Source organism: Bradyrhizobium sp. URHC0002 (assembly GCF_054059515.1).
On record NZ_JBSSCF010000001.1, the window covers coordinates 8,520,558 to 8,547,425 of the forward strand.

At 63.9% G+C, this 26,868-nt stretch carries 27 protein-coding genes and 1 pseudogene; 16 read left to right on the top strand and 12 right to left on the bottom strand.

The window, feature by feature from the left end:
* The first annotated feature begins 19 nt into the window (after positions 1 to 19).
* The 5 genes from ACVWVY_RS41085 to ACVWVY_RS41105 all read left to right on the top strand — a co-directional run bounded on the left by ACVWVY_RS41085 (position 20) and on the right by ACVWVY_RS41105 (position 3,876).
* Positions 20 to 580 (top strand): LemA family protein, encoded by a 561-nt coding sequence (locus tag ACVWVY_RS41085; RefSeq protein WP_456631722.1) that lies wholly within the window; start codon positions 20 to 22, stop codon positions 578 to 580.
* Between the two features lie 30 nt (positions 581 to 610).
* The gene (locus ACVWVY_RS41090) at positions 611 to 1,786 is read left to right on the top strand and encodes a M48 family metallopeptidase (protein WP_456631723.1); all 1,176 of its coding nucleotides are present in this window, start codon (positions 611 to 613) and stop codon (positions 1,784 to 1,786) included.
* 166 nt (positions 1,787 to 1,952) lie between these two features.
* On the top strand, positions 1,953 to 2,705 hold the full coding sequence (locus ACVWVY_RS41095) for a hypothetical protein (RefSeq protein ID WP_456631724.1): 753 nt from the start codon (positions 1,953 to 1,955) through the stop codon (positions 2,703 to 2,705).
* A 59-nt stretch (positions 2,706 to 2,764) separates the two neighbouring features.
* Complete coding sequence (locus ACVWVY_RS41100) at positions 2,765 to 3,433, top strand: hypothetical protein (RefSeq protein WP_456631725.1); 669 nt, start codon at positions 2,765 to 2,767, stop codon at positions 3,431 to 3,433.
* Positions 3,434 to 3,543: 110 nt separating this feature from the next.
* Positions 3,544 to 3,876: a GIY-YIG nuclease family protein gene (locus ACVWVY_RS41105; protein ID WP_456631726.1), complete on the top strand. Its 333-nt coding sequence runs from the start codon at positions 3,544 to 3,546 to the stop codon at positions 3,874 to 3,876.
* A 117-nt stretch (positions 3,877 to 3,993) separates the two neighbouring features.
* On the opposite strand, the gene ACVWVY_RS41110 is transcribed toward ACVWVY_RS41105, so the two are convergent.
* Both ACVWVY_RS41110 and ACVWVY_RS41115 read right to left on the bottom strand, forming a co-directional pair.
* Entirely contained in the window at positions 3,994 to 4,533 is a 540-nt protein-coding gene (locus tag ACVWVY_RS41110; RefSeq protein ID WP_456631727.1) for an adenine phosphoribosyltransferase, read from the bottom strand.
* A 16-nt stretch (positions 4,534 to 4,549) separates the two neighbouring features.
* A complete protein-coding gene (locus ACVWVY_RS41115; RefSeq protein WP_456631728.1) occupies positions 4,550 to 6,712 on the bottom strand; it encodes an anthranilate synthase component I in 2,163 nt (720 codons plus the stop codon).
* Between the two features lie 329 nt (positions 6,713 to 7,041).
* On the opposite strand from ACVWVY_RS41115, the gene ACVWVY_RS41120 reads away from it, so the two are divergent.
* On the top strand, positions 7,042 to 8,046 hold the full coding sequence (locus tag ACVWVY_RS41120) for a VOC family protein (RefSeq protein ID WP_456631729.1): 1,005 nt from the start codon (positions 7,042 to 7,044) through the stop codon (positions 8,044 to 8,046).
* 135 nt (positions 8,047 to 8,181) lie between these two features.
* On the opposite strand, the gene ACVWVY_RS41125 is transcribed toward ACVWVY_RS41120, so the two are convergent.
* The 5 genes from ACVWVY_RS41125 to petA form a co-directional block, all read right to left on the bottom strand.
* Positions 8,182 to 9,081 carry an NAD-dependent epimerase/dehydratase family protein gene (locus ACVWVY_RS41125; RefSeq protein ID WP_456631730.1) on the bottom strand — a complete coding sequence of 300 codons (900 nt, stop codon included), beginning with the start codon at positions 9,079 to 9,081 and terminating at the stop codon, positions 8,182 to 8,184.
* Positions 9,082 to 9,117: 36 nt separating this feature from the next.
* A complete protein-coding gene (locus ACVWVY_RS41130; RefSeq protein ID WP_456631731.1) occupies positions 9,118 to 9,555 on the bottom strand; it encodes a hypothetical protein in 438 nt (145 codons plus the stop codon).
* Between the two features lie 28 nt (positions 9,556 to 9,583).
* Positions 9,584 to 10,258: a dienelactone hydrolase family protein gene (locus tag ACVWVY_RS41135; RefSeq protein WP_456631732.1), complete on the bottom strand. Its 675-nt coding sequence runs from the start codon at positions 10,256 to 10,258 to the stop codon at positions 9,584 to 9,586.
* Between the two features lie 155 nt (positions 10,259 to 10,413).
* Positions 10,414 to 12,486, bottom strand: a complete 2,073-nt coding sequence (locus tag ACVWVY_RS41140) for a cytochrome c1 (protein ID WP_456631733.1) — start codon at positions 12,484 to 12,486, stop codon at positions 10,414 to 10,416.
* Between the two features lie 65 nt (positions 12,487 to 12,551).
* Positions 12,552 to 13,082, bottom strand: a complete 531-nt coding sequence (gene petA, locus ACVWVY_RS41145) for a ubiquinol-cytochrome c reductase iron-sulfur subunit (protein WP_456631734.1) — start codon at positions 13,080 to 13,082, stop codon at positions 12,552 to 12,554.
* Positions 13,083 to 13,362: 280 nt separating this feature from the next.
* Between petA and ACVWVY_RS41150 the strand changes: the two genes are divergently transcribed.
* From ACVWVY_RS41150 to ACVWVY_RS41180, 7 genes and pseudogenes are all read left to right on the top strand, one after another.
* Complete coding sequence (locus tag ACVWVY_RS41150; protein ID WP_456631735.1) at positions 13,363 to 13,848, top strand: tRNA (cytidine(34)-2'-O)-methyltransferase; 486 nt, start codon at positions 13,363 to 13,365, stop codon at positions 13,846 to 13,848.
* Complete coding sequence (gene queE / locus ACVWVY_RS41155; protein WP_456631736.1) at positions 13,845 to 14,477, top strand: 7-carboxy-7-deazaguanine synthase; 633 nt, start codon at positions 13,845 to 13,847, stop codon at positions 14,475 to 14,477. The genes ACVWVY_RS41150 and queE overlap by 4 nt, the downstream gene beginning before the upstream one ends.
* 34 nt (positions 14,478 to 14,511) lie before the next feature.
* Positions 14,512 to 14,877, top strand: a complete 366-nt coding sequence (locus ACVWVY_RS41160) for a 6-carboxytetrahydropterin synthase (RefSeq protein WP_456632452.1) — start codon at positions 14,512 to 14,514, stop codon at positions 14,875 to 14,877.
* 116 nt (positions 14,878 to 14,993) lie between these two features.
* Complete coding sequence (gene hemF, locus ACVWVY_RS41165) at positions 14,994 to 15,881, top strand: oxygen-dependent coproporphyrinogen oxidase (RefSeq protein ID WP_456631737.1); 888 nt, start codon at positions 14,994 to 14,996, stop codon at positions 15,879 to 15,881.
* A gap of 75 nt (positions 15,882 to 15,956) precedes the next feature.
* Positions 15,957 to 16,212 (top strand): annotated as a pseudogene (locus ACVWVY_RS41170) (YodC family protein).
* A 144-nt stretch (positions 16,213 to 16,356) separates the two neighbouring features.
* Positions 16,357 to 17,079, top strand: coding sequence for an HAD family hydrolase (locus ACVWVY_RS41175; RefSeq protein ID WP_456631738.1), 723 nt, complete (start codon positions 16,357 to 16,359; stop codon positions 17,077 to 17,079).
* A gap of 144 nt (positions 17,080 to 17,223) precedes the next feature.
* Complete coding sequence (locus tag ACVWVY_RS41180; protein WP_456631739.1) at positions 17,224 to 18,288, top strand: hypothetical protein; 1,065 nt, start codon at positions 17,224 to 17,226, stop codon at positions 18,286 to 18,288.
* A 5-nt stretch (positions 18,289 to 18,293) separates the two neighbouring features.
* Here ACVWVY_RS41180 and ACVWVY_RS41185 read toward each other — a convergent pair whose 3' ends face one another.
* From ACVWVY_RS41185 to ACVWVY_RS41205, 5 genes are read right to left on the bottom strand one after another with little or no spacing between them, the layout of a single operon-like run.
* Positions 18,294 to 19,055 (bottom strand): TSUP family transporter, encoded by a 762-nt coding sequence (locus ACVWVY_RS41185; protein ID WP_456631740.1) that lies wholly within the window; start codon positions 19,053 to 19,055, stop codon positions 18,294 to 18,296.
* A complete protein-coding gene (locus ACVWVY_RS41190) occupies positions 19,052 to 20,311 on the bottom strand; it encodes a CCA tRNA nucleotidyltransferase (RefSeq protein WP_456631741.1) in 1,260 nt (419 codons plus the stop codon). The genes ACVWVY_RS41185 and ACVWVY_RS41190 overlap by 4 nt, the downstream gene beginning before the upstream one ends.
* The gene (locus ACVWVY_RS41195; protein WP_456631742.1) at positions 20,308 to 20,571 is read right to left on the bottom strand and encodes a DUF6111 family protein; all 264 of its coding nucleotides are present in this window, start codon (positions 20,569 to 20,571) and stop codon (positions 20,308 to 20,310) included. The genes ACVWVY_RS41190 and ACVWVY_RS41195 overlap by 4 nt, the downstream gene beginning before the upstream one ends.
* Positions 20,568 to 21,230, bottom strand: coding sequence for a CoA pyrophosphatase (locus ACVWVY_RS41200; protein WP_456631743.1), 663 nt, complete (start codon positions 21,228 to 21,230; stop codon positions 20,568 to 20,570). Before ACVWVY_RS41200 ends, ACVWVY_RS41195 begins: the two co-directional genes overlap by 4 nt.
* Before the next feature lie 8 nt (positions 21,231 to 21,238).
* On the bottom strand, positions 21,239 to 21,850 hold the full coding sequence (locus tag ACVWVY_RS41205; RefSeq protein WP_456631744.1) for a DUF1285 domain-containing protein: 612 nt from the start codon (positions 21,848 to 21,850) through the stop codon (positions 21,239 to 21,241).
* 262 nt (positions 21,851 to 22,112) lie between these two features.
* Here ACVWVY_RS41205 and ACVWVY_RS41210 point away from each other — a divergent pair, with 262 nt between their 5' ends.
* Genes ACVWVY_RS41210 through ACVWVY_RS41220 form a run of 3 tightly spaced genes read left to right on the top strand, consistent with a single transcriptional unit; the run spans position 22,113 to position 26,865 of the window.
* Positions 22,113 to 23,111 (top strand): AAA family ATPase, encoded by a 999-nt coding sequence (locus tag ACVWVY_RS41210; protein ID WP_426534165.1) that lies wholly within the window; start codon positions 22,113 to 22,115, stop codon positions 23,109 to 23,111.
* Entirely contained in the window at positions 23,111 to 24,055 is a 945-nt protein-coding gene (locus ACVWVY_RS41215) for a DUF58 domain-containing protein (RefSeq protein ID WP_456631745.1), read from the top strand. Before ACVWVY_RS41210 ends, ACVWVY_RS41215 begins: the two co-directional genes overlap by 1 nt.
* Complete coding sequence (locus ACVWVY_RS41220) at positions 24,055 to 26,865, top strand: DUF4159 domain-containing protein (protein WP_456632453.1); 2,811 nt, start codon at positions 24,055 to 24,057, stop codon at positions 26,863 to 26,865. The genes ACVWVY_RS41215 and ACVWVY_RS41220 overlap by 1 nt, the downstream gene beginning before the upstream one ends.
* Positions 26,866 to 26,868: the final 3 nt, after the last annotated feature.

Sequence of the window (26,868 nt, forward strand, 5' to 3'; positions counted from 1 at the left end):
CCCACAGGAGTTGTCCGTCATGTCGACCGGCTGGATCGTTATCGGCGTCATCGTCATCATCGTGCTGTTTGCCTTCGGCGCGTATAACCGCCTGGTCGCGCTCAGCCAGCGCGTCAGCCAGGCCTTTGCCGACATCGATGTCCAGCTCAAGCAGCGTCACGACCTGATTCCGAACCTGGTCGAAACCGTGAAGGGCTACGCCAGCCACGAGCGCGGCACGCTCGACGACGTCATCAAGGCGCGCAATTCGGCGATGTCGGCGCAGGGGCCGGCGCAAGTCGGCGCCGCCGAAAACCAGTTGAGCGGCGCCCTCGGCCGGCTGATCGCACTGTCGGAGGCCTATCCGGACCTCAAGGCCAATGCCAACTTCCAGCAGCTTGCGGGCGAGCTGTCCGACCTCGAAAACAAGATCGCGGCCAGTCGCCGCTTCTTCAACAACGCGGTCCAGGAATATAACACCGGCATCCAGCAACTGCCTGCGGCGCTGTTCGCCGGCATGTTCGGCTTCACCCGCAAGGAATTCTTCGATCTCGGCGCCAGCCGCGCCGAAGTCGAGGTGGTGCCGACGGTGAAATTCTAGGCCCGAAACGTTCCGGCAGAGCAGCACGTCATGGCCGCGTACGGTCTCTACACGCATATCGCATCGAACAAGTTTCGTTCGATGCTGTTGCTCGCCGGCCTGTTCCTGCTGATCTACGTGCTGGTGTTTGCCGGCGCATTGCTCGCGGAAGTGCTGATCCGCAGCGACGCCCCGGTCGACTATTATTTGCGGGCCGCGTCGCGCGATCTGGTGACGGCCTTTCCCTATGCGACCGGCGTGGCCGCGCTGTGGATCGTGATCGCGTATTTCTTCCATCAGAACATGATCGACGCCGTCACCGGCGGCGAGGACGTGACGCGGCAACAACAGCCGCGGCTCTACAATCTGCTGGAAAATCTCTGCATCTCGCGCGGCATCCCGATGCCGAAGCTGAAGGTGATGGACAGCCCGGCGCTGAACGCGTTCGCGAGCGGCCTCAACCGGCGGCAATATTCCGTCACGGTCACGACCGGTTTGCTGCAGGCATTGAACGACCAGGAAATCGAGGCCGTGCTGGGCCATGAGCTGACCCATATCCGCAACGGCGACGTGCAGTTGATGGTGATCGCGGTCATCATCGCCGGCGTGGTCGGCTTCTTCGGCGAATTGTTCTTTCGCATGTTCACCAACCTGTCGTGGAATTCGAGCGGCAGCGGCTGGTCATCGTCGTCCTCGCGTTCGTCATCATCTTCGGACAGCGACAGCAAGGGCTCCGGCGGTGGTGGCGCAATCATCGTTGTGATTATTGCGATCGCCCTGATCCTGGTGGCGTGGCTGTTGTCGCAGGTCGTCAAGCTGGCGCTGTCGCGGTCGCGCGAATTGCTGGCCGATGCCGGTTCGGTCGAACTGACCAAGAATCCCGACGCCATGATCACGGCGCTGCGCAAGATCGAGAACCGCGGCGAGCTTCCCGGCGCAACCTCCGCGGTCATGGAGCTCTGCGTCGACAATCCCCGCGAGGGATTTGCCGACCTGTTCGCGACCCATCCGTCCGTGGATTCTCGCGTCAAGGCGCTGGTGCAGTTCGCCGGCGGTCACGACCCCGGCCCGCTGGCGTTGCCGTCGGACAGGGCGGACGAACCAGATGATCGGGACGAATCGGCCCCCGGTCAGATCCCGCAACCGGTCCCCCGCGGCCCCTGGAGCGATGCCCAAGAGGCCGCGCGTCCTGCCCCGTCGGAGGGCCCCTGGGGCCGGCACAATTGAGCATCCGCCGCTACCCCCTTGGCGCATAACAAATTCCGTATGAATCATGGCGGTGGCCGTCTAAGGAATTGAATTCTCCCTTGTTTCTGCCATGTTCGCGCCCAAAGCAGGGGAATGGGGCCAACCGATCGCTCCCGCGGTCGGAGACGTTGTTCAAAGGAATTCCATGGCAAAGCCAGTCGTGATTGTGGTGGGCGCGGACAAGGGCGGGGTCGGCAAGACGACCGTGTCGCGGACGCTCCTGGATTACTTCAGCGCCAACAACGTGCCGACCCGGGCGTTCGACACCGAATCGCCGCGCGGCACCTTGATGCGCTTCCACCCCGACATCACCGAGATCGTCGACATGACGACGACCTCGGACCAGATGAAGATCTTCGATACGCTGAACGCGGCCAGCCCCTCCGTGACCGTGATCGACGTCCGCGCCGGACTGCTGTCCCCGGCGCTGGCCTCGCTGCGCGACATCGGCTTTCTCGATGCGGCCAAGGCAGGACAGATCACCTTCGCCGTGTTCCACATACTGGGCCCCTCGATCGCCTCGCTGGATGAAATCGCCGAAACCGCTAATTTCATGCAGGGCGCCAAATATTACCTGGTGAAGAACTTCATCAACGACACCCAGTTCTTCCAGTGGGACCAGGCGACCTACAATTCCTATTTCCACCGCATCAAGGACGCCACCGAACTCACGATCCCCAAGCTCAACGAAATGGCCTATGAGCAGGTCGAGGTTTCCTCGGTGCCGTTCCTCAAATTCGTCGCCAATAAGGGCAAGGAGGACGAAGCCGCGAACTACTCGTTCGTGCTGCGCGGCTATGTCCGGCACTGGCTCGCCAATGTCTGGAGCGAGTTCGACCGCATCAAGCTGACCGATCTGGTCGGCGCCAAGCCTGGCGTGCGCGGCGGCGAAAAATAATCACAACCTGACTGCGTTGGGGCTGGATTAGACGAAAAATTCGCCTGATATAGCGCGTGATGAGCCTCACGCCCGTCTACATCATCTGCTCGCCCCGTCCACTGGTCGGCAAGACGCTGCTCGCGCGGCTCTTGAGCGAATTTCTGCTGCTGAAAGACGGCGCAGTATCTTCCTTCGACATCAACCTGAAGGAACCGTCGCTGCTCGAATATCTGCCGCGCCTGACCGAGACGGCCGAGGTCATGGACACCTACGGCAAGATGCAGCTCATGGACCGCCTGATCGTCCATGACGGCGTCGCCAAGGTGGTCGACCTTGGCTTTCATGCGTTCGACGAGTTCTTCAAGATGACCAACGAGATCGGTTTCCTGAAAGAGGCCGCACGGCGCGGCGTGGCACCGATTGTCCTGTTCGTGGCCGATACCGACCGTGTTTCCGCGCGCGCCTATCCGACGCTACGGGAGCAGATCCCGCTGAAAGCGCTGATTACGGTCGACAACGAGTATGTGGTGCGGGGCGAACTGCCCGGCGAGATGGGCCTGGGGCGGGTGCTGCGGATAACGGCCCTGCCCTCGTTCCTGAAGACCTATGTCGACCGGCCGAGCTTTTCCTTCACCGACTACCTGCGCAACGAGAGGGATTCGTCGACCGAGCTGCACCAGTGGATACGGAAGAACTACACCAGCTTTCGGGAGCTCGAGTTCAGCCTGCTCCCGCAGCAGTCGTGAGCTCCTCTTGGCCGGCTCGACGAGCAGGCAAATATTACCCGGGTAATATTGACGGACCCCGCCTTGTCTGGTATCGCCTCGGCCTGACCGCAACTGGCGAGACCATCCCCGTGACATCAGACAGAAAGACGGCGATCGCCGCCTACAAGGAGCGGAAAACCTTCGCAGGGATTTTCGTCATCCGCTGCAAGGCCTCGCCCCAGGTGTGGGTCGGCCAGACGCCCAATCTGGAGAAAATCCAGAACCGGATCTGGTTCACGCTGCGCCAGGGCAGCCACACCTGCCGCACCCTGCAGGCGGCATGGACCGCGCATGGGCCTGACAGCCTGACGTTCGAAGAATGCGAACGGCTGGAAGAGGAAGAGACGTCCTACATCCGCGATGCGCTGCTGAAAGAGCGCGCGCAGCATTGGCGGTCGCAGCTCAATGCAGAGGCGGTGTGAAGTCCAGTCTCGTAGGGTGGGCAGAGGAGCGCAGCGACGTGCCCACCATCCATCACCGAGCGCGCTGCGAAAGGGTGGGCACGCTGCGCTTTGCCCACCCTACGGCTTGTCGTCACCTCAATGCCCCTCGAACGCCATCAGCGTTCGCACCGGAACGTCCATCGCGCGCAATTTGGCGGCGCCGCCCAAATCCGGCAGGTCGATGATGAAACAGGCCGCTACCACGTTGGCGCCGATCTGGCGCAGCAGCTTCACCGCGCCTTCCGCGGTGCCGCCGGTGGCGATGAGATCGTCGACCAGGATGACGCGCTCGCCCGGTAGAACGGCATCGACATGCATTTCCATTTCATCGAGGCCGTATTCCAGCGAGTAGGCAATCCGTACCGTGGTGTGCGGCAGCTTGCCCTTCTTGCGGATCGGCACGAAGCCTGCGGAGACCTGATGCGCCACCGCCCCGCCCAGGATGAACCCCCTGGCCTCGATGCCGGCGACCTTGTCGATCTTCAATCCCGCCCAGGGCTGCACCAATTCGTCGACCGCGCGGCGGAACGCGCGCGCATCCGCCAGCAGGGTCGTGATGTCGCGAAACAGGATGCCCGGCTTCGGGTAGTCCGGAATGGTGCGGACGGTGGCCTTCAGGTCGTGATCGAATGTCATCGGTATCTCGCAATCCTCAATTGACTGGCACGTTCAGACGAAAGGCGTTTTCGACGATACGCAGGCCAACCTCGCCGCCGAGCGACATCAGCGATTCCGGGTGAAACTGCACGCCGCCGACCGGCAGGGTCTTGTGTTCGATGGCCATCGCGACGCCGTCCTCGGTGGTCGCGGTGACCTCGAGAACTTCGGGCACGCTGTCGCGCTCGACATAGAGCGAATGATAGCGTCCGATCACGATTTCATTGGGCAGATTGTGCATCAGCCGTCCGCCGCGCACCTGAACCCGCGACGGCCGCCCGTGCGCGGGGTGGGTGAGCTGGCCGAGTTGGCCGCCGAAATATTCGCCGATCGCCTGCACGCCGAGGCAGACGCCGAAGATCGGCAGTTTCCGGTCGAGCGCCGTGCCAATGGTTTTCGAAATCCCGAAATCCTCCGGCCGTCCCGGGCCCGGCGACAGCACCAGCAGATCCCAATTCTTCTTCAGCATCTCCTGGGCGTGGATGTGCCGGACCACGGTGACGCTGGCGCCGACCTGCCGGAAATAATCCGCCAGCATGTGCACAAAACTGTCGTCGTGGTCGATCAAGAGCACCTTGCGGCCCGAGCCGGTGGCATCGGGCGCAAACGCCGACAACGGTTTTGGTGCATCGCCGCGCAGCGCCTGGAACAGCGCCGCCGCCTTGACCTGGCACTCGCGGTCTTCCGCGGCGGGATCTGAATCGAACAAACAGGTGGCGCCGACGCGCACTTCGGCCAGACCGTCCTTCATGCGAATGGTGCGGATGGTCAGCCCGGTATTGATGCTGCCGTCGAAATTCACCGCACCGATCGCGCCGGCATACCAGCGCCGCGACGAGCGCTCATTGTCCTCGACGAACTGCATCGCCCATAATTTCGGCGCGCCGGTCACGGTGACCGCCCAGGCATGGGTCAGGAAGGCATCGAGCGCATCGAAGCCCGGACGCAGCATGCCTTCGACATGATCGACGGTATGGAACAGTTTTGAATAGGTCTCGATCTGCCGCCGTGCCAGGACCTTGATGGTGCCGGGAACGCAAACGCGCGCCTTGTCGTTGCGGTCGACGTCGGTGCACATGTTGAGCTCGAACTCGTCTTTTTCCGAGTTCAGCAGCTGCCTGATCTGCTCAGCATCGCCGATCGCATCGACGCCGCGCGCGATGGTGCCCGAGATCGGGCAGGTCTCGACTCGCCTGCCGTCGGAGCGGACGAACATTTCCGGCGAGGCCGACACCAGAAATTCACCGTCGCCGAGATTCATCAGCGCGCCATAGGGCGACGGGTTGATGCGGCAGAGTCGCTGGAACACTTCGGCCGGGGAACGCTCGCAGGGCTCGGCAAACAATTGCCCCGGCACCGCCTCGAACAGGTCGCCGCGTGCGAATGCCGCGCGCGCGACCTCAACAGTCGCCTGATATTCGCCGTGCGCGTGGTCGGCAAAGCCCTGCCGCGGCGTTCTGGCGTAAACGCTCTCGGCGGTGTCGCGCGGCAGACCCTTGGTGGATTTTCCTTTCCAGGCAAAATCATAGCTCAGCACCACGCCGCGGCCGGTGGCGCGGTCATAGGCCAAGAGGCGATCCGGCACATACAGCACGATGTCGCGTTGGTCGCTCTCCCGCGCCCGCTTCTGCACGAGGTCCTCGATCTGGAAAACGAGGTCGTAGGCGAACGCGCCGAACAGCCCGAGCAGCGGGTCGTCATTGGCTGACAAGGCGGCGACGAGATCGCGCACCAGCGACATCACGCTGGCGCGGCGGGTGCGCTGGTCTTCCTCGACCGGCGCAGCGCCGCGGATGATGTGGCCTGAGAGATGCGTCGCGCTTCGCTCCGAAATGACCACGCAGGGCTCGCGCAACACGTCGCCCAGAAACGCGATCAGCACCTCGCCCCGCGCATTCAGCGCAGAAAGCGAAAAGTCGGAGCCGACCGTTTCCAGCACCAGCGGCGGATCGGCGAAGCCGAGATCGAAACTCTCGTAGCGGCCGGGCACCGTGGTGCCTGAGGACAGCACCACGCCGCGGCGACGGTCGAGCAGTTCGATCAGGTCGTCAAGGCGCTTGGCGTTGCCGGTGAACTGCTCGACGGCCCGCGAAATCGCGAGGCCGCCGCTGGTCCGGTAGTCGCTGTGCTCGGGCAGGGAGAAGGCTGTCCTGTTCATGTGATCCTCTTACGAAACTTCGCCAGGGAGCGCCACACAGGACAAACGAAGGGACCGTCGCACTGCGATGGCGACCTTCGACGATTTTAAAAAATGAAATCGCACCGGCCACCTCTTTAAGAGGTGCGCCACCAAAGACGGGATGGGCTGATAACGGTGTTCATGGGAGCCTAATCACATCCGCCGCTGATGATGTCAAGAGACCGACGGGCCAGGATGCCCCCGTTCCGGGCCCATCTTGGGGTGTCCGAAAACGGAAAACTTGCGTAGGATTTGAGCAAGCAGCGGCGCTTTCAACGCGCAAAGATTGCAGGCAAGGGAGGCAAGCGATGGCATTGCTGGGTCTGGGATATGCCGGCTTCGGATCTGCCAACCTCGAGGACTGGCGGCAGTTCGGGACCGGCCTGGTCGGGCTGCAGGCGGTCGAGCGCGGCAACTCGCTGCTGGCGTTCCGGATGGACGACCGCAAGCAGCGCATCGTGATCGACCGCGCCATGGGCGAAGGCACGCGGTTCTTTGGCTGGGAGGTTGCCGACAGCGCGGCGCTGGACGCGCTGGCGGCGCGGCTTGAAGAAGCCGGCGTGCCCGTCACCGCAGAACCGCAGACGCTGGCCGACGCCCGGCGCGTCCGCAGCCTGATTTCGTTTCACGATCCGGCCGGCAACCGGCTGGAAGCCTTTTGCGGCCCCGAGATCGACGATACGCCCTTTACGCCGGGACGATCGATTTCGGGTTTCCGCACCGGCCCGCTCGGGCTCGGGCATGCCGTGCTGACGGTGGAGAATATCGAGCCGGTCATGGCATTCTATGTCGACGTGCTCGGCTTCGGATTGTCCGACTACATCTCAAAGCCGTTCCGCGCCTATTTCTTCCACGTCAACGCGCGGCATCACAGCCTCGCGCTGATCGAGACGGGGCGGAACGGCATGCATCATCTGATGGTGGAGCTGTTCTCGCTCGACGATGTCGGCCAGTGCTACGACATCGCGATGACGCAGGAAGACCGCGTCGGCGTCACGCTCGGCCGTCACACCAACGATTTCATGACCTCGTTCTACGCCAAGACGCCGTCGTCTTTCATGATCGAATGCGGCTGGGGCGGCCGCGAGATCGATCCCGCGACGTGGCAGGCGGTGGAGATGCATGACGGCCCGAGCCTGTGGGGCCATGAGCGCGTCTGGCTGCCACCGGAAGACCGCGTGGTTGCCCGCGAGATGCGCCTGCGCGCGGCGGCTTCGGGCTTGCGCGCGCCGGTGCAGGTGATGGAAGGCAATTACAAGCTGATGTCGGGCACGTGCGCGTGGTGGGACGGGGTGCGTGAGGCTGGCACCTGATCTTACGTCGTCCCTGCGGAAGCAGGGACCCATAACCACAGGGAGTTATCGTTGCGCGAAGCAGTCGAACAGCATTTCCCAAAACGATAGGCCGCGGCGTATAGGTCCCTGCTTTCGCAGGGACGACGGCGAGACCTAGTCCCGGTAACAGCCCTGCTCGATCTCTTCGATCAATCCGCGGGCGTTCGGCTGCCAGCCCAGCTGCCGCGCGCGCTTCGCGCGCACCCGGCTGTTGGATGCCATCGTATCCTCCGTCGTGCCCTCGCTCCAATCGGCGGCGGCTTCCGCCATCGACATCGCCGTCGGCGGTCCCGCAAAACCCAGCATGCGGTTGATCGCCTCGCAGGCTTCGCGCATCGAATTCTCGCCGTTCTCGGCGAAATAGAAGCTGCCTGCCGGCGCCTTGTCGATCGCAAGCGCGTAGAGGGTCACGAGATCATTGATATGCACGTTCGACCAGATGTTCTCGCCGGGCCCGGCATGCGCCGCGTTGCCGCGCTTTTTTGCCAGCCTGATCAGCAGAGGCACCTGCACGCTGTCCGGATTGGCGCCAAGGCCGAGGCCATAGATCAGGCTCGGGCAGATGATGACCGGCCGGCAGCCCTTGTCGCGATGGGAGAGAATGAACTCGTTCAACGCGACCCGCGCCACGCGCGCAGGCGATGGCGTGATGGCAGTGTCTTCGTCGAAAATGGCGTCGGAACGCTCACCCTTGGCACGCGTGCCGACAATGCTCGATCCCGATGTGTGGATGAGCGGCTTGCCGCTGCCGGCGAGCGCGCCAAGCAGGCTCTCGACCGCGCCTTTGTGATCGGCGCTCGCCGCGTTGACGACGACGTCGGCGGCTTGCGCCGCCTGCGCCAGAATTTCCCCGTCGTCGAGCGTTCCCAACAGGGGCTGGATGCCCCGCGCGCGAACCGCCTCGGCCTTTTCAGGCGAGCGCACCAGGCCCGTCACCTGATGTCCGGCGGCGATGAGATGCGCCGCGACCGATCCGCCGATATAACCCGACGCGCCCGTGCAGAAGATTTTCATTTTGCATTCCTCACTCGGCGGCGCCGCCGCACGTCGTCAGCAGACCCAGAACCCGGCCGTTGCGATGAAGCCGGCCATGGCCGGCGCATCCAGGACATAGGACCATATCGTGCCGAGCCCCACCATGCGCCAGCCCCTGGCCGGCTGGCGCAGCTTGCGGTCATAGAACAGAAAGATCAGAAGCCACCATTCGGCAATCCGGACCGGCAACAGTCCGGCGAGATAGAGATAGGGAAAGCTGTCGTACCCGGCGCCGGTTCGAAACGCGTCCGGACCGAGAACGCGCCACAGCCCGTAATAGCCCGCGCCCGCCGCCATGCCGATCAGCGTGCGAACCGCGCCGACCTTCCACGAGGCGAGGTCGTCGCGGTTGTAGCTCACCGAGAGGACTTGCGCCGCAGCCGTGTAGCCAACGAACTTGATCGCGCAAAACGTCGCGTAGCCGAGACCGGGGTGGCTGATGCCGACCGGCATTTTTCAGCTCTCGTCCGCCACGCGTATCTCAGCCCAGATGCTTCTTGAAAAACTCCGTCGCCCTGCCCCAGGCCAGTTCGGCGGCCTGCCGGTCATGCACGGATTGCCGCTGCTCGTTGACGAAGGCGTGCTCGGCGTCATAGCGGAACAACTCGAGCGACTTGCCGGCGGCCTTCATGCCCTGCTCGAAGGCATCGACCACCTGCGGCGTGCACCAGTCGTCCTTGTTGGCGAAGTGCGCCTGCAGCGGAATCTTCACGTCCGCAGGCTTTGCCGCCTGCTCCGGCGGAATGCCATAGAACACCACGCCGGCCGCAAGCTCCGGAATTTTGGTGGCGCCGATGATGGTCACCGCGCCGCCGAGGCAGAAGCCGGTCAACCCGACCTTGGCGCCGTTGCGCGACAGATATTGCACGGCGCCGCGCACGGTCTGCGTGGTGGCGTCCATGAAATCCAGCGAGTTCATCTCTTTGCCGGCCGCATCCGTGTCGTGATACGGCACCACCGTGCCCTTGTAGAGATCGGGCGCCAGCGCATCGAAGCCCGCCACCGCGAAGCGGTCGCACAGGCCCTTGATCTGGTCCTGCAGGCCCCACCATTCCTGGATCACGACCACGCCCGGCGCATTGCCACGCGCGGCATTGGCGAGATAGCCGCTGGCATCCTTGCCGTCCGGCCGCTTGAAAGTGATGCTCGTACCCATGGGTTCCTCCGCGCTGATTTCTGGATGATTGACCGGCATCTTGTCCGCAGCGCGTTCCGGAAGCAATCGCTCGATCCGTGCACACAGGTCGGGTCAGGGCAACAAAAAAGCCCCCGCAGGGGCTTTTCCGAAATTCGCGATGAAAAGGGCCGCGATCAGTGGGCGTTGGCCCAGACCTTCTTCTTGGTGAAGTACAGCAAGCCCGTGAGCAGGATCAGGAACACGAACACCTGCAGGCCGAGTGCCTTGCGCGCTTCCATGTGCGGCTCCGCGGTCCACATCAGGAACGTCGTGACGTCCTTGGCGTACTGCGCAACCGTTGCCGGCGAACCATCGTCAAAGGTGACCTGGCCGTCGTTCAGCGGCTTCGGCATCTTGATGGCGTGACCGGGGAAATACCTGTTGTAGTAGGAGCCTTCCGGCAGCGTGAACCCGGCCGGCGGCTTGTCCTCATAGCCCTGCAGCAGCGCGGCCACGTAGTCCGGGCCCTGCTCCTGATATTGCGTGAAGAAGTCGATCAGGAACCACGGGAAGCCGCGCTTGTAGGAGCGCGCCTTGGGGATCAGGGACAGATCCGGCGGAGCCGCGCCGCCATTGGCCACGCGGGCCGCCTGCTCGTTCGGGAACGGCGACGGGAAATAATCCGCCGGCCGGCCCGGCCGCTCGAACATCTCGCCCTGATCGTTCGGGCCGTCCTTGATCTTGTAGTCGGAGGCGAACGCCGCAGCCTGCGCCACCGAATATCCGGGGCCGCCGGCATCGGCGAGGTTGCGGAAGGCGACGTAGGACAGGCCGTGGCAGGAGGAACAGACCTCCTTGTAGACCTTCAGGCCGCGCTGCAGAGCGCCGCGATCGAACTTGCCGAAGGGACCCGAGAACGACCACTTCTGTCCGGGCGGCGAAACGCCATGATCGTCGGCGCGGGCGTCCTGCACGCTGCCGGCGAACAATCCGCCCGCAACGAGCAACGCAATCACCGCGGAAGCCACGGTTGCGCGCTTTCCGCCGGACTTTGCCAGCACGTCATCGGCGATCGAATTCGGCACCGGGCGCGGCTTCTCGATCCGGGAGAGCAGCGGCAGCAGGATCAGGAAGTAGGCGAAGTAGCAGACGGTCAGGATGCGGCCGACGATCACATAGATGCCTTCCGGCGGCTGGGCGCCGAGATAGCCGAGCCCGATGCAGACCACCACGAACATCCAGAAGAACTGCTTGGCCAGCGGACGATATTTCGACGAGCGGGTTTTGGCGCTGTCGAGCCAGGGCAGGAACGCCAGGATGATGATTGCACCGAACATCGCGACGACGCCGGCGAGCTTGTTCGGGATCGAGCGCAGGATCGCGTAGAACGGCAGGTAGTACCATTCCGGCACGATATGCGCGGGCGTCACGCCGGGATTGGCCGGGATGTAGTTGTCGGCGTCGCCGAGATAGTTCGGCATGTAGAAGATGAACCATGCGAAGAACAGCATGAAGCAGGAGACGCCGAACGCATCCTTGATGGTCGCGTAAGGCGTGAACGGCACGCTGTCCTTTTCGGTCTTCGCTTCGACGCCAGCCGGATTGTTCTGGCCCGCGACATGCAGCGCCCAGATGTGCAGCACGACCACGCCGGCGATCACGAACGGCAGCAGATAATGCAGCGAGAAGAAGCGGTTCAGCGTCGGATTGCCGACGGCATAGCCGCCCCACAGCAGCGTCACGATGCTGTCGCCGATATAGGGCACGGCGGAGAACAGATTGGTGATGACGGTGGCGCCCCAGAAGCTCATCTGGCCCCACGGCAGCACGTAGCCCATGAAGCCGGTCGCCATCATCAGGAGATAGATGATGACACCGAGGATCCACAGCACTTCACGCGGCTCCTTGTACGACCCGTAATAGAGGCCGCGGAACATGTGGATGTAGACGGCGAAGAAGAACATCGAGGCGCCGCAGGCGTGGACGTTGCGCAGCAGCCAGCCGTAATTGACGTCGCGCACGATCAGTTCGACCGATTTGAACGCGAGATCGGCGTGCGGCGTATAGTGCATCGCCAGGATCACGCCGGTCAGGATCTGCACGCCCAGCATCATCGAAAGGATGGCGCCGAAAGTCCACCAGTAGTTCAGGTTACGCGGCGTCGGATACGCCACGAACGAGGAGTGCATGAGTCCCATGATCGGGAGGCGCCGTTCGATCCACTTCAAGGCGGGATTGGTCGGCTGGAAATCGGATGGTCCGCTCATTGATGCGATCCTGAGGAAGTAAAACGACGCGACGGGTTAAGCGGTCTCGGACAAGGTCCGAGCCCTTAGCCGATCTGGATTTTGGTGTCGGAAACGAATGCGTAGGGCGGCACCGTCAGGTTGGCGGGCGCCGGTCCCTGACGGATGCGGCCCGAGGTGTCGTAGACCGAACCGTGGCAGGGGCAGAAGAAGCCGTCGTAAGCACCCTCATGGGCGATCGGGATACAGCCGAGATGCGTGCAGATGCCGATCACGACCAGCCACTGGTCATGACCCGGCTTGACGCGCGCCTCGTCGCTCTGCGGATCGGGCAGGCTCGCTACCGGCACCTTGCGGGCCTCTTCGATCTGCTTCTTGGTCCGGTGGCTGATGTAGATCGGCTTGCCGCGCCAGAACACCTTGATGTCCTGTCCTTCGGCGATCGGGGTCAGGTCGACCTCAATCGGCGCGCCGGCCGCGATCGTCGAGGCGTCCGGGTTCATCTGGGAAACCAGCGGCCACACCGTGGCAGCCGCGCCGACGGCGGCGACGGCTCCCGTTGCAACATAAAGGAAATCACGGCGTGTCGGATGGTCCGCCGAAGACGCTGTCGTCACGATTCCAAGCCCTTTCTTATCTGCAGCCAGCGGAACCGCCCCGAGGACGCCAAAAGCGCGACCCGAAAGAGGCTGCCGGCGCCCGCGGCCCCCGCGGCGGCAGAAAAACCGCTTTTCCTCCCCCAAACCGGCGGAACAAGCAGTCCAGAATCGTTCTATTGGCACCCTTGCCGTAAGAGCGCAAGCCCGCTATCGGCTCGCAAGCGTGCAATGCACTAAATCCGCGCCCGACCGTGATTTATTCAATACATTTCACCCGCGCTTCCGAAGCCTCGACACCATGCACATCGCCCTCTTCCAGCCTGACATCCCCCAGAACACGGGAACGATTCTGCGCCTGTGTGCGTGCCTGGGCGCGGCCGCCCATATCATCGAGCCGGCCGGCTTTCCGATCTCGGACCGGCATTTCCGCCGGGCGGGAATGGACTACCTCGATCACGTCGCCCTTACCCGCCATGACTCATGGCAAAAATTCGAACAATGGCGTAACGAGGCGGGTTTCCGGCTGGTGCTGTTTACGACCAAGGCAGCCGGTTCCTACCTGGATTTCAGCTACCGGCAGGACGATGTCCTGCTGTTCGGGCGGGAATCCGCAGGGGTCACGGCCGAAATTGCCGCCGCTGCCGATGCGCGGCTGGCGATCCCGATCAGGCCGGACTTGCGTTCGCTCAATGTAGCCATGGCAGCGGCCATGGCATTGGGCGAGGCGCTGCGGCAGACGGGTTCTGCGATCGAGAGCGATGCGGTTCTCAAGGAGAGATGGTGAGTTACGCGGTCAAAGAGATATTCCTGACCTTGCAGGGCGAAGGCGCGCATGCCGGCCGCGCGGCGGTGTTTTGCCGTTTTTCCGGCTGCAACCTCTGGAGCGGCCGCGAACAGGACCGCGCCGGCGCCACCTGCACGTTCTGCGATACCGACTTTGTCGGCACTGACGGCACACTGGGGGGCCGCTACGCCACCGCAGACGAACTCGCCGATACCATCGCCGGACAATGGACCGGCGACAACACCAACCGCTACGTGGTCCTGACCGGTGGCGAGCCTTTGCTGCAGGTCGATACCCCCTTCATCGATGCGCTGCATGCGCGCGGCTTCGCCATCGGCATCGAGACCAACGGAACGATCGAACCGCCTGGCGGGATGGACTGGGTCTGCGTCAGCCCGAAAGCCGGCGCCGGACTTGCGGTGCGCCGCGGCCACGAATTGAAGCTGGTCTATCCGCAGGCGGGAGCTGCGCCGGAAGATTTTGCGGGGCTCGATTTCGAACGCTTTTCGCTGCAGCCGATGGACGGCCCCGACGTGATCGAAAACACCGCGCGCACGGTCGACTACTGCCTGCGCCATCCGCAATGGCGGCTCAGCCTGCAGACGCACAAGACACTCGGTATCCGATAAGCACTTGGCATCAGATAGGAACCAGATTTTCAAGATGTGGGAACTGACCAAATCATTTCGCTTCGAAGCCGCGCATTCCTTGAAGGGAACGACCTTCGGCGCGGACAGCGAGGAAATTCACGGCCACTCGTTTCGCGCCGAGGTGAGCGTGCGCGGCACGCCCGATCCCGAAACCGGCATGGTGCTGGATCTCGGCCTGCTCGAACGCAGCATGGAAGAGGTCCGCAAGACGCTCGACCACAAGTTCTTGAACAAGGTCGAGGCGCTGGGAATGCCGACGCTGGAAAATATCTCGCGCTACATCTTCGAACGGGTCCAGCATGCCGGTAAGATCACCCGCGTCAGCGTTCACCGCGACAGTTGCAACGAAAGCTGCACGTATTTCGGACCGCAGGGGTAACAATGCCTCTTCCCGTCATTGCGAGGAGCGAAGCGACGAAGCAATCCATTCTTTACTTTGTGGCACGATGGATTGCTTCGCTCCGCTCGCAATGACGGAGAGAAAGGGAATTCTCCATGGACATGTCGCTGATCGAGGATCGCAAGACGCGCGTGAGAGCCTGGTTCGAAGCCTTGCGCAACGACATCTGCACGGCCTTCGAGCGGCTGGAAGACGATGCCCCGGCTTCGCTCTATCCCGGCGAGGCCGGACGCTTCGTACGCACGCCCTGGGATCGCGCCGACCACACCGGCAAGCCCGGCGGCGGCGGCGTGATGTCGATGATGCACGGCCGGCTGTTCGAGAAGGTCGGCGTGCACTGCTCGACCGTTCACGGCGAATTCTCGCCTGAATTCCGCAGCCAGATTCCCGGCGCGGCGGACGACCCGCGCTTCTGGCTCTCAGGCATTTCGCTGATCGCGCACATGCGCAATCCACATGTTCCGGCAGTACATATGAACACCCGCTTCGCAGTTACGACCAAGACCTGGTTCGGCGGGGGTGCGGACCTGACGCCGGTGCTCGACCGCCGCCGCCGCCAGGACGATGCCGACGCGCAAGATTTTCACGCGGCCATGAAAGCCGCCTGCGACAAGCACGCAGCCATCGTCTCCTATGACAAATACAAGAAGTGGTGCGACGAGTATTTCTATCTGCCGCACCGCAAGGAGCCGCGCGGCATCGGCGGCATCTTCTACGACCACCATGATTCCGGCGACTGGGAGGCCGATTTCGCATTCACCCAGGATGTCGGCCGCGCCTTTGCAAGAATCTATCCGGAGCTGGTGCGGCGCAATTTCCTGACCTCCTGGACCGCAGACGATCGCGAGGAACAGCTCGTCCGGCGCGGACGCTATGTTGAATTCAACCTGCTTCATGACAAGGGCACGATGTTCGGGCTGAAAACCGGCGGCAATGTGGATTCTATTCTCTCGTCGATGCCGCCGGAGGTAAAGTGGCCATGATTGGACTGTCATGATCGGCTTGTCATGACCGGTCGCTAGGGTGCGAATCGCGTCATGCATTACAAGGAGCAGATCATGGAATTGAAACCGGGCGATGTCGTCATGCTGAAGTCGGGCGGCCACCCGCTTAGCGTGGTGGAAGTCAGAGGACGGCAATGTCGCGTGCGTGTGGATGGGCAATGAAGGCGATCTCTTTCGCGAGACGCTGCCATTGGCCGTGCTTGACCTCGCCGAGCACGATACGGATGACGAAGAGGAAGACGACGAAGAAGAAGACGACGAAGAAGACGATGAGGACGAAGACGAAGAGGGCGAGCACAAGGTCGCCTGAGCGAATTTCGACGTCGCCCGGCATCCACGGCCCGGCGACGTCGTTTCCCGGAATTGGACCCGGTGCGGGGGATCTGATATTCGCGGCAGATCGGCCGCGATTGTCCGCGGTCACTAGCGCTGAGAGCGAAATGGCCGTGAAACGATGACCCACCTGCCCCGCGCCATGCTGATCGACATGGACGACACCATCCTGTCGGCCTATGGCCGTCCCGAGATCGCCTGGCACAACGTCGCCGCGGAATTCGCCGCCGAGTTCGGGCCGTGGACCTCGCAGCAGGTTGCCACCGCAGTTCTGGATTCCGCGCGCAAGTTCTGGACGGTCGCAGGCGCCGAATGGCGGCTGAAGCTGGATGAGGCGCGGCGCATAACCGTTACACGCGGATTTGCCGCCCTTGCCGCAGACGGCCACACGCTATCAGAGGATCTTGCGGTACGGCTCGCCAACCGCTTCACCGCCTACCGCGAAGAGGAGATGTTCGTCTTCCCTGGCGCGCATGACGCCATCGACGAATTGAAGGCGCGCGGCGTCAAGCTGGCGCTGGTGACCAACGGTGCCGCCGGCACCCAGCGCGCCAAGGTCGAACGTTTTGCGCTGTCGGATCGTTTCGATCACATCCAGATCGAGGGCGAGCACGGTTTCGGCAAGCCGGACGAGCGCGCCTATCTGCACGCCATGCAGACGCTCGGCGTCACCGCATCCGAAACCTGGATGATCGGTGACAATCTGGAATGGGAAGTCGTAGCCCCGCAGCGGCTCGGCATCTACGCCATCTGGATCGACGTGCATGGCGACGGCCTGCCCCCTGACTCCACCGTGAAGCCCGATCGCATCATCCGCTCGCTGACGGAACTGCTGCCCCGCTGAGAGCTGCTGAAGTTCCGTTGGCTTACCAAGCGAGCCATCATACGGCCGCGTGAAGTGTGAGTTGCCTCACGGTGCGGAGAGCGGCAATCCCGGATTGTGTCGACGTTGCTCCAAGGTTGAAGTCCAAGGTTGGGGAGTTCACCGATGCCGAACGACGACACGCACAAGCCGCCGCCGGAGGCGGACGACATTGCACCGAAATCCGTCCCGCTGAGGTGGCTCTGGAACACCGTCAAAGGGCTGTCGCTGTTCACCGTGCTCAGCACCCTGTTCACCGTGCTGAGCAGCCTTGCGGTCGGCTATTTCCAATATCTCAACGCCTATCAGGAGAAGGTGAGCAGCCTGGCCAAGGAAGACATGACCTTGGCGGCGGGAACCTTCACGGACATCTCACACGCATTCTCCGAAGTGCAGGCGCTGCAGCAAATGCTTTATACCGATTTCGCGGACGCCGTCGGCGGGAAATCCGATGCCGGCGACAAGGCGCTGGCCGCCAAGCACGCGCGGGCGATTTCGGAGCGCTACGAAAAAGCGCGGATCGAGCTCCGTGAAAATATCGACCTCCTCACGCGAAAGGCCGAAATCTATATCGATAGGCCCAGCGATAGCGTTCGCGATCCGGCCGAGAAGCACAACGTCGACGAGGATCCGTTGTCACGGCGGGTGTTGCGCGACTATGCCTTCGACTGTTCCGACAAATACAATTTTCCTGCGTTCGGAAACATGAAGATCGAGGACGACGACACGACGACCGAGCAGGTTGCCGATAACGAATATTGCGCAATCGCCGAAAAACGCGGCGTTGACGAGACGACCAAGCCGAGAGACGCGTTCATCCGGATCTGTGCCGGCCCTAACGACAAGGCAGCCAAGAGAATCAACTGGTACAGCGCCAAACACCACGTCCTGACGATGCATTACTGCCTTGAGGCCGCGCACAACAAGCTTGCGCCGGCGCGGCAATGGGCCTCCGAGATCGGCCGCGACGCCGCGAAGGAAAGCGATGTCTTCAAGCGAGAGAAGGAGATCAACGCTCAATTTGATGATCTCGCCGGCCGGATCAACGCGTTCAACAGCCTGGCGCTGTTTCGGATGGAGCAAATTCGGGTGAAATATCGCCCCGGCGGCCTTTGGTGCAACGTGCCGTTTGTCTGGAACATATCAAGCCTGAATTGTTTCCCGGTCCGCACGGCCTCGCTCACCTATTGAGCCGATCAATGCCGCAGCGCGGCCGTGATCATGACCACGCCGCCGACCATCACGGCGGCGTCGAGGATCGCGGTGTGGATATGCACTGGCATGCGCTCAACAAAGGCTTTTGCGAGGAACGCGCCGGGAATGGCGATCACGCCGATCAAGAGCGCGAACGCCAGTACCTGCGCGCTGACGACGCCGGCAAGGCCGAATACCGAAATCTTGATCAGGCCGGTCATGACCGAGATCACGGCGTCGGTGGCAATCACCGCCGCACCCTCGAGCCCCGACGCCATCAGCAACGACAGCAGGATCACGCCGGAGCCTGACGTGCCGCCGACCAGCACGCCATAGCCCACCGCGCTCGCACCGAGGCCGGTATCGCCAATCCTGACATTGCGCTTCTTGGCCAGCCGGCGCAGCGGCACGCTCAGGATCAGCATGCTGCCGATCACCAGCGCCGCGCCCGCGCCCGTAAGCCGCGTGTAACCGTAGGCGCCGAGCGCGGTGGTCAGCGCGGCGGCCCCGATCACGATCAGCGCGCGGCGCCGGTCGGCGTAACGGAAATAGGCCACGAAGCGGCTGATATTGGTGATAATCGCCGATATCGCGATGATCGGCACCACAGGCTCGGCCCCAACCAGCGGCACCAGCACCAGCGGCATCAAGGCGCCAGTGCCATAGCCGGCAAGACCGCCAACGATAGAGGCCAGCAGCGCCATGCCGCCGACCAGCACGAGTTGGCCGAGCGAAATGTCGGCAAAGCCGGCCAGAATATTCACAGCCGGTGATCGCGGGTGAAACGGGCGGCGGTCTGGTCGGCGAGCGCGGCCAGCTCGGATGCATCCAGCGGAAAACCCGCGGCCAACCAGGCATCTTCCGCGAGCGTCAGCACATGACCGAGCGCGGGGCCCTCGGCAATGCCGCGGGAGATGAAATCGGCAGCCCGCAGCGGAAATTTCGGCGCGCTCCAGCGCTGCGGCAGTGTTGCGAGGTCGTGCCAGCGCGCGGCGCCATTGTCGACGCCGCCGGCCCGCGCCCATGCCAGCATCAGCCGGTCGCGGTAGGGATCCTCGCCGAGCCGATAGAGAAGCTGCCGCGCCCGCGCCTCATCCTTGCTGGCGAACCGCCACCAGCGATGGCCCATCGAGTCCAGCGCCTTGGTTTCCGCGTTGGAAAGCCGAAGCCGCGCCGAAACGCGCCTGGCGTCCTCGGTGACGGCGACGTTAAGCGCGGCGAGCCGGCGCACGGCGTTTGGCGGCAGCTCCAGCGCGCGTTCGACCGCGATCATCGCCGCGAACGCTCCGGTATAGGCGACGCCGCCGAAGATCGGCAGCAGCAGCCCGGCATCCGCCATCGCCTCTACCGCAACCGCGGCGCCTTCCGCGATCAACAGCTTCAACATTTCCATCCGCACGCGCTCGGCGGAAAGGCTCGAAAGTCCCGCGCGCCCGTCGATGCAGGCGAGATATCCGGCACGGTCGGGCTCACCCACCCCGTAGGCGGCATGCATGCGGAAGAAGCGCAGGATGCGCAAATAATCCTCGGCGATACGCTGGTTTGCATCGCCGATGAAGCGCACGCGTTTGGCTTCGATATCGGCAAGCCCGCCGATGTGGTCGTGCACGATGCCGTCGGCATCGACGGAAAGCCCGTTGATGGTGAAGTCGCGCCGTTCCGCGTCGCGAACCCAGTCGCGCCCGAACGCAACTTTGGCCTTGCGGCCAAAGGTCTCGGTATCCTCGCGCAAGGTCGTGACCTCGAACGGCTGCGATTCGACGACCAGCGTGACCGTGCCATGGTCGATGCCGGTCGGCACGCATTTGATGCCGGCCGCCTTGGCGCGGCGGACCACCTCGTCGGGCAGCGCCGTGGTTGCGATATCGATGTCGCCGAGGGGAATATTCAGCAACGCATTGCGCACGGCGCCGCCGACCACGCGGGCTTCCTCGCCATCGCCATTGAGCAACGCGAGCACGCGCGCGGCCGGACCTGATCTGAGCCACGGCGCGTCCGACAGCACGCGGGCCTCACTCATTTCTCGACTCCAGGAACCAGCTTGCCCTTTTCGAGATGCGCGGGAACGTAGGTCGAATCCGGCGGCGCGCCGGAGAATTGCGCGAGCAGGACGAAGCTGATCACGACCAGCAGCAGCGATCCCAGCACCAGTTTGGCGACCAGATGCACCGGCCAGGAGGACGACACCAGCACTCCGGAACGGGTGGCAATCAGAAAAATCGCATAGGCCGCGAACGGGGTCAGGAAAATCGCGAGTTCGGTCAGGACCGGACGGATCATGCGAGATAAATCCGCTCGTACAATACGCGCAGGATGCCGGCGGTCGCGCCCCAGATGTAACGCTCGGCAAACGGCATGGCGTAGTAGGAGCGCTCCATGCCGCGAAATTCCTTGGAGTGGATCTGATGATTCTCGGGATTCATCAGGAACGCCAGCGGCACCTCGAAGGCGTCGACCACCTCGCCTTCGTTGATCGTCAGCTTGAAGCCCGGCTTGACCCGCGCCACCGTCGGCAGGATGCGAAACCCGAAGGCGGTTCCATAGAGGTCGAGATAGCCGATCGGCTCGATGAAGTCGCGCTTGAGGCCGACTTCCTCCTCCGCCTCGCGCAGGGCGGCGTCGAGCGGGGAAGCATCGGTCGCGTCGATCTTGCCGCCCGGAAAGGAAATCTGGCCGGCGTGGCTGGACAGATGCGGCGAGCGCTGCGTCAGCAACACGGTCGGCTCATCGTGATCGACCACCGGGATCAGCACCGCCGCCGGGCGCACCGGCTGCTCGCGTGCCACGATCTCCAGCATGCGATCGTTGCCCTCATCGCCGGTTTTCGGAATGATATCGGGATCGACCAGGCCGGGAGGCACGTCGAAATTCAGCCTGGCCTGGCTCCGCGCGAAGAACTCCGTTGAGTTGATCGGAGCCGCGTCCATCTTTCTCAGCATCGGCTCGTTCAAACCGCGTCCCTCACCTGCTTCGCATCCGCCATCGCAAAGAATTCGCCGCCAGACTCGATTCCGAACATCGCCTGACCATCGACCACCCGCTCTTCCCCCATGTCAACCAGATCGTAATAGAGCGCGCGGGTCACTTTCGCCCACAGATCGGCGCGGACATGCAGATAGGGCGTCAGCCCGCCGTCGGCCGCCATCTCGAATCGCAGGCGGTGTCCGGAATCGCATGGCACCCAATCGTCGACATTGGTGCGAAAGCGCAATAGCCGCCCGCGATCATCAACCTCCTTTTGCATCTCCACTGCGAGGAAAGGCGCGTCGTCGACTCGAATGCCGACCTTCTCGACCGGGGTCACGAGAAAGTGCTTGCCGTCCTCGCGCTTCAGGATGGTCGAGAACAGCCGCACCAGCGCCGGCCGCCCGATCGGCGTGCCCATGTAAAACCACGTACCGTCGCTGGCGATTCGGATGTCGAGATCGCCGCAGAACGGCGGATTCCACAGATGGACTGGAGGAAGCCCCTTGCCGGCCGGGGCGGCGTTGGCGGCTTCCCTCGCAGCGACAGTAAGTCCTTCGAGGCCCTGAGTGCCGGTTTGCCCTTGCTTCGCCATTGTTTGCCCTGAGTGTCTTGGCGCATCATCTGGCACGATTGGTGCACGTATACCGAGATATGTGTTCCCGACGATTTGAGTCCGTACTATTGCGGATCAAGTCGCCACATCGTGATGCCGTTCATACCCCGAAATGCCGATAATGTGGGGATAGTTTAATTCAACGAATACATCGCCTTTGCACAGGTTTAGCATGCGGTTCGTGGCATGACGACGCAACCAGCGGTGTCATGAAGCGGTTTGATGGCTGAAGGAGAAAGACATGGCGAGCGCAGACGGTGTCGAGAAACTCGAGGACGCGATCGTCCGTTCGGCCGAACAGGTCGCCGGTCAGATTCGCGCCGCAAAGGAAGCGATCTCCACCGTCATCTTCGGCCAGGAACGGGTGATCGAAAACACCCTGGTGACGATCCTGTCCGGCGGTCATGCGCTGCTGATCGGGGTTCCCGGCCTCGCCAAGACCAAGCTCGTCGAAACGCTGGGCATCACGCTCGGGCTGGACGCCAAGCGCATCCAGTTCACGCCGGACCTGATGCCATCGGATATTCTGGGCGCCGAGGTGCTGGACGAGAGCAATTCCGGCAAGCGGTCGTTCCGCTTCATCTCCGGACCGGTGTTCGCGCAGTTGCTGATGGCCGACGAGATCAACCGCGCCAGCCCGCGTACGCAATCGGCGCTGCTGCAAGCCATGCAGGAACAGCACATCACCGTTGCAGGCGCGCGGCATGATCTGCCAAAGCCGTTCCACGTGCTCGCCACGCAAAACCCGCTGGAGCAGGAAGGCACCTATCCGCTCCCCGAGGCGCAGCTCGACCGCTTCCTGATGGAGATTGACGTCGATTATCCCGATCGCGACGCCGAACGCCGCATCCTGTTTGAAACGACGGGCGCGGACGAGACGCTCGCCAAGGCATCGATGAACGCGGAAATACTGATCGCCGCACAACGCCTGGTGCGGCGCCTGCCGGTCGGCGACAGCGTCGTCGAGGCGATCCTGTCGCTGGTGCGCGCCGCGCGGCCCGACCCTGATGGTGGCGACAAGCTGATCGCCTGGGGACCGGGCCCGCGTGCCAGCCAGTCGCTGATGCTGGCGGTGCGCGCCCGCGCGCTGCTCGACGGCCGCCTCGCGCCCTCGATCGACGACGTGCTCGATCTCGCCGAACCCATTCTCAAGCACCGCATGGCGCTGACCTTCTCGGCGCGCGCGGAAGGCCGCACTATTCCCGACGTGATCAAACAATTGAAGACGCGGATCGGTTGATGGCCGCAGAGACCAGCCACGAGACCGGGGAGATTTTAGCAATACGACGTGCCGATGGCGAAAGCCGAACGCTCGCCGCATCGCTGCCCCGTCTCGTGCTCGAAGCCCGCCGCATCGCAGCCAACGTCATCCATGGCCTGCATGGCAGGCGCCGCGCCGGCGCCGGCGAGAGCTTCTGGCAGTATCGCCGCTTCGTCTCCGGCGAGCCATCGCAGAACGTCGACTGGCGCCGCTCGGCGCGCGACGATCATCTCTATGTCCGCGAGCAGGAATGGGAAGCCGCGCATACCGTGTGGCTTTGGCCCGACCGTTCGCCGTCGATGGCGTTTGCTTCCAAGGGTGCGCGCGACAGCAAGCTGGAGCGCGGGCTTATTGTTACATTTGCACTCGCCGAACTGCTGGTCTCGGGCGGCGAACGCGTCGGCATTCCCGGCCTGATGAACCCGACCGCAAGCCGCAACGTGATCGACAAGATGGCGCAGGCGATGCTGCACGACGATGCGGTGCGCGCGAGCCTGCCGCCGTCCTTTGTCCCGTCGGCGCTGGCCGAAATTGTCGTGCTGTCCGATTTGTGGTCGCCGATGAGCGAGATCAGGCTGATGCTCGCGGGGCTTTCGGCCTCCGGCGCTCATGGTTCTCTGATCCAGGTGGTCGATCCCGCCGAAGAAACCTTTCCCTACGCCGGCCGGGTCGAATTCGTCGAGCCGGAAGGATTTGGCGCCATCACCGCCGGCCGCGCCGAGAGCTGGGCCAGCGACTATGTCGCGCGCGTAGCCCTGCATCGCGACGAGATCCGTAGCGAAACCAACAGGCTCGACTGGTTGTTCTCGACCCACACCACCAGCCGTTCCGCCGCCGAACTCCTGCTGTTCCTGCATTCGGGCATGATGGCAGCCAAGGGAAGCGTGCGCGGTTCAACCGTCAAGGCGGGACGCAGCGCATGATCGCGGGGCTCCCCCTCACCTTTGCGCAACCGCTGCTCCTGCTGGGCCTGTTGAGCCTGCCGGTGTTGTGGTGGCTGTTGCGCGTCATGCCGCCGCGGCCGAGGCGGATCGAGTTTCCACCGACGCGGCTCCTGTTCGACATCAGGCCGAAGGAAGAAACCCCGTCGCGGACCCCGTGGTGGCTGACCTTGCTGCGCCTCGCTGCCGCCGCACTGGTCATCCTTGCCGCGGCCGGCCCGATCTGGAATCCGCAGACCGGGGTCGGCGGCAGCAACGCGCCGTTGGTGATCCTGCTCGACGACGGCTGGAGTGCGGCGGCAAGCTGGGACACGCGGGTCAAGGCCGCGGATGAACTGATCGCCAACGCCGACAACGACCGCCGCGGCGTTGCACTGGTTCCGCTCTCCGAGACCGCGCGCGACATCACGCTGATGCCGGCGGGCACCGCGCGGGTCGCGCTGCGCCAGATCTCGCCAAAACCCTATTCGGTCGACCGCGTCGACACGCTTGGCTCGCTCGACCGCTTCCTGAAGAGCACCGGCGATGCCGAAATCGCGTGGCTGTCCGACGGTGTCGACACCGGGCGCGGCGCCGAATTCATCGAAAATCTCGGCAAGACCATCGGCGACCGCAAGCTGACGGTGTTCGAGGGCGGCGCGGCCCCGGCACAGGCGCTGGTCGCCGCTGAAAACGCCGCGGCGAAAATGACGGTCAAGGTGCTTCGCACCACCGGCGGCGTCGCCGCCGGTGTGGTTCGCGCGATCGACGCCAAGGGCTCGCCGATCGGCGAGGCGCGCTACGCGTTCGGCATGCAGGATCGCGAGAGCGAAGCGGCGTTCGATCTGCCGGTCGAGCTGCGCAACGACATTTCGCGGCTGGAAATATCGGGCGAACGATCGGCCGGCGCCGTGCAACTGCTCGACAAGCGATGGCGGCGGCGCGCCGTCGGCGTCGTCACAGGTGCTACCAGCGACACCGCCCAGCCGCTATTGGCATCGACCTTCTATCTCACCCGCGCCTTGTCGCCATTCGCCGACGTGCGGCTGGGTGATCGCGGCGCGGCGCAGCAGGTGATCGCGCAATTCCTCGATCAGCGGCTGCCGATGATCGTGCTCGCCGATGTCGGCACGCTGTCGCCGGAAATCCGCGAGCGGCTGAACGCATGGATCGATCAGGGCGGCGTGCTGGTGCGTTTCGCAGGCCCCCGTCTGGCGCAGGCCGATGACGATCTGGTGCCGGTGAGACTGCGTCGCGGCGGCCGCATCCTCGGCGGCAGCCTGACCTGGGAAAAGCCGCAGCATCTGGCTTCGTTCGCCGCCGACGGCCCGTTCGCGGGCCTCACCGTGCCCAAGGACGTCACCGTGAACCGGCAGGTGCTGGCCGAGCCGGATGCGGTGCTCGCCACCAAGACCTGGGCGTCGCTGGAAGACGGCACGCCGCTGGTGACCGGCGAGCATCGCGGCAAGGGTATCGTCAGCCTGTTCCATATCGGCGCCGACTCGCGCTGGTCGGACCTGCCGATGTCCGGCAGCTTCGTCGAGATGCTGCGGCGGATGGTCGACATGTCCGGCTACACCTCGAAGCCCGGTGCGGGCGTTGCGAGCGAGGCGACCAATGTCGAGACCGTGGCGCCGCTGCGCACCCTCGACGGTTTCGGCGCATTCGGACCGCCGCCCTCGACCGCCAAGCCGATGCCGGCGGATTATCGCGACCGCGCCACGACAGATCATCCGCCGGGCTTCTACGGCCCGGCCGATGGCCCGATCGCGGTCAACACGCTGGCCCCGGCCGATCGCATCGCGTCGCTCGATACATCCTCCCTGCGCGCGCAGCGCGCCAGCTACACCAACGCCGAACCGCGCGATTTGCGCGGTATTCTGCTGTCGTCGTCGCTGGCGCTGTTCCTGATCGATGCGGTCGTGGTCGCGATGCTGGGTGCGGGTCTTGCCGCCTTGTGGCGGCGGCGCACGGCGGCTGCCGCCGTTCTGCTGGCCCTGATCTTGGCGGCGGCCCCCATCGCGCCTTCGCCGACGCGTGCCCAGAGCAACGACGACTTCGCCATCAAGTCGGTGTCGCAGACGCGCCTTGCCTATGTCGTCACCGGAAATGCCGACGTCGATTCCATCGTCAAGGCCGGCATGGCCGGTCTGACGCTGTTCCTGGCGCAGCGCACGGCGCTGGAAGCTGGCGATCCCGTCGGCGTCGATCCCGCGCACGATGAACTGGCGTTCTTTCCGCTGATCTACTGGCCGGTGGTGCCGGGCGCGCCGAAGCCGCCGCAGGATGCCATCAACCGTATCGACGCCTACATGAAACAGGGCGGCACGGTGCTGTTCGACACCCGCGACGCCATCGAGGCGCCGCCCGGCGAGAACGGCGCGGCACAAACGCCGGGCATGCGCACCTTGCGCGAAATTCTCTCCTCCCTCGACGTGCCTGAACTGGAGCCGGTGCCGCGCGAGCACGTGCTGACCAAGACGTTTTACCTGCTGCGCGATTTCCCCGGCCGCTTCAACACGGGGCAGACCTGGGTCGAGACCCTGCCGCGCGAGGATGACGACGACGCAGCCTCGCGCCCGGCGCGCGGCGGCGACGGCGTCTCGCCCATCATCATCACCTCGAACGATCTCGCCGGCGCCTGGGCGCACCGCCCGGACGGGCAGCCGATGCTGCCGCTGACGCCGGGCGAGCCGCGCCAGCGCGAATTCGCGTTCCGCTCCGGCGTCAACATCGTGATGTACACCCTGACCGGCAACTACAAGGCCGATCAGGTCCACGCGCCGGCACTGATCGAGCGGTTGGGGCAATAGGCC

Coding starts and splice junctions, on each gene's coding strand:
- ACVWVY_RS41160 (WP_456632452.1), top strand. CDS start 14,512: ATGTGGGAACTGACCAAATCATTTCGCTTCGAAGCCGCGCATTCCTTG.
- ACVWVY_RS41130 (WP_456631731.1), bottom strand. CDS start 9,555: ATGCCGGTCGGCATCAGCCACCCCGGTCTCGGCTACGCGACGTTTTGC.
- ACVWVY_RS41110 (WP_456631727.1), bottom strand. CDS start 4,533: ATGACATTCGATCACGACCTGAAGGCCACCGTCCGCACCATTCCGGAC.
- ACVWVY_RS41180 (WP_456631739.1), top strand. CDS start 17,224: ATGCCGAACGACGACACGCACAAGCCGCCGCCGGAGGCGGACGACATT.
- ACVWVY_RS41190 (WP_456631741.1), bottom strand. CDS start 20,311: ATGAGTGAGGCCCGCGTGCTGTCGGACGCGCCGTGGCTCAGATCAGGT.
- hemF (WP_456631737.1), top strand. CDS start 14,994: ATGGACATGTCGCTGATCGAGGATCGCAAGACGCGCGTGAGAGCCTGG.
- ACVWVY_RS41090 (WP_456631723.1), top strand. CDS start 611: ATGGCCGCGTACGGTCTCTACACGCATATCGCATCGAACAAGTTTCGT.
- ACVWVY_RS41210 (WP_426534165.1), top strand. CDS start 22,113: ATGGCGAGCGCAGACGGTGTCGAGAAACTCGAGGACGCGATCGTCCGT.
- ACVWVY_RS41095 (WP_456631724.1), top strand. CDS start 1,953: ATGGCAAAGCCAGTCGTGATTGTGGTGGGCGCGGACAAGGGCGGGGTC.
- ACVWVY_RS41125 (WP_456631730.1), bottom strand. CDS start 9,081: ATGAAAATCTTCTGCACGGGCGCGTCGGGTTATATCGGCGGATCGGTC.
- ACVWVY_RS41115 (WP_456631728.1), bottom strand. CDS start 6,712: ATGAACAGGACAGCCTTCTCCCTGCCCGAGCACAGCGACTACCGGACC.
- ACVWVY_RS41215 (WP_456631745.1), top strand. CDS start 23,111: ATGGCCGCAGAGACCAGCCACGAGACCGGGGAGATTTTAGCAATACGA.
- ACVWVY_RS41175 (WP_456631738.1), top strand. CDS start 16,357: ATGACCCACCTGCCCCGCGCCATGCTGATCGACATGGACGACACCATC.
- ACVWVY_RS41200 (WP_456631743.1), bottom strand. CDS start 21,230: ATGCTGAGAAAGATGGACGCGGCTCCGATCAACTCAACGGAGTTCTTC.
- ACVWVY_RS41205 (WP_456631744.1), bottom strand. CDS start 21,850: ATGGCGAAGCAAGGGCAAACCGGCACTCAGGGCCTCGAAGGACTTACT.
- ACVWVY_RS41120 (WP_456631729.1), top strand. CDS start 7,042: ATGGCATTGCTGGGTCTGGGATATGCCGGCTTCGGATCTGCCAACCTC.
- ACVWVY_RS41150 (WP_456631735.1), top strand. CDS start 13,363: ATGCACATCGCCCTCTTCCAGCCTGACATCCCCCAGAACACGGGAACG.
- ACVWVY_RS41085 (WP_456631722.1), top strand. CDS start 20: ATGTCGACCGGCTGGATCGTTATCGGCGTCATCGTCATCATCGTGCTG.
- ACVWVY_RS41140 (WP_456631733.1), bottom strand. CDS start 12,486: ATGAGCGGACCATCCGATTTCCAGCCGACCAATCCCGCCTTGAAGTGG.
- ACVWVY_RS41135 (WP_456631732.1), bottom strand. CDS start 10,258: ATGGGTACGAGCATCACTTTCAAGCGGCCGGACGGCAAGGATGCCAGC.
- ACVWVY_RS41195 (WP_456631742.1), bottom strand. CDS start 20,571: ATGATCCGTCCGGTCCTGACCGAACTCGCGATTTTCCTGACCCCGTTC.
- ACVWVY_RS41100 (WP_456631725.1), top strand. CDS start 2,765: ATGAGCCTCACGCCCGTCTACATCATCTGCTCGCCCCGTCCACTGGTC.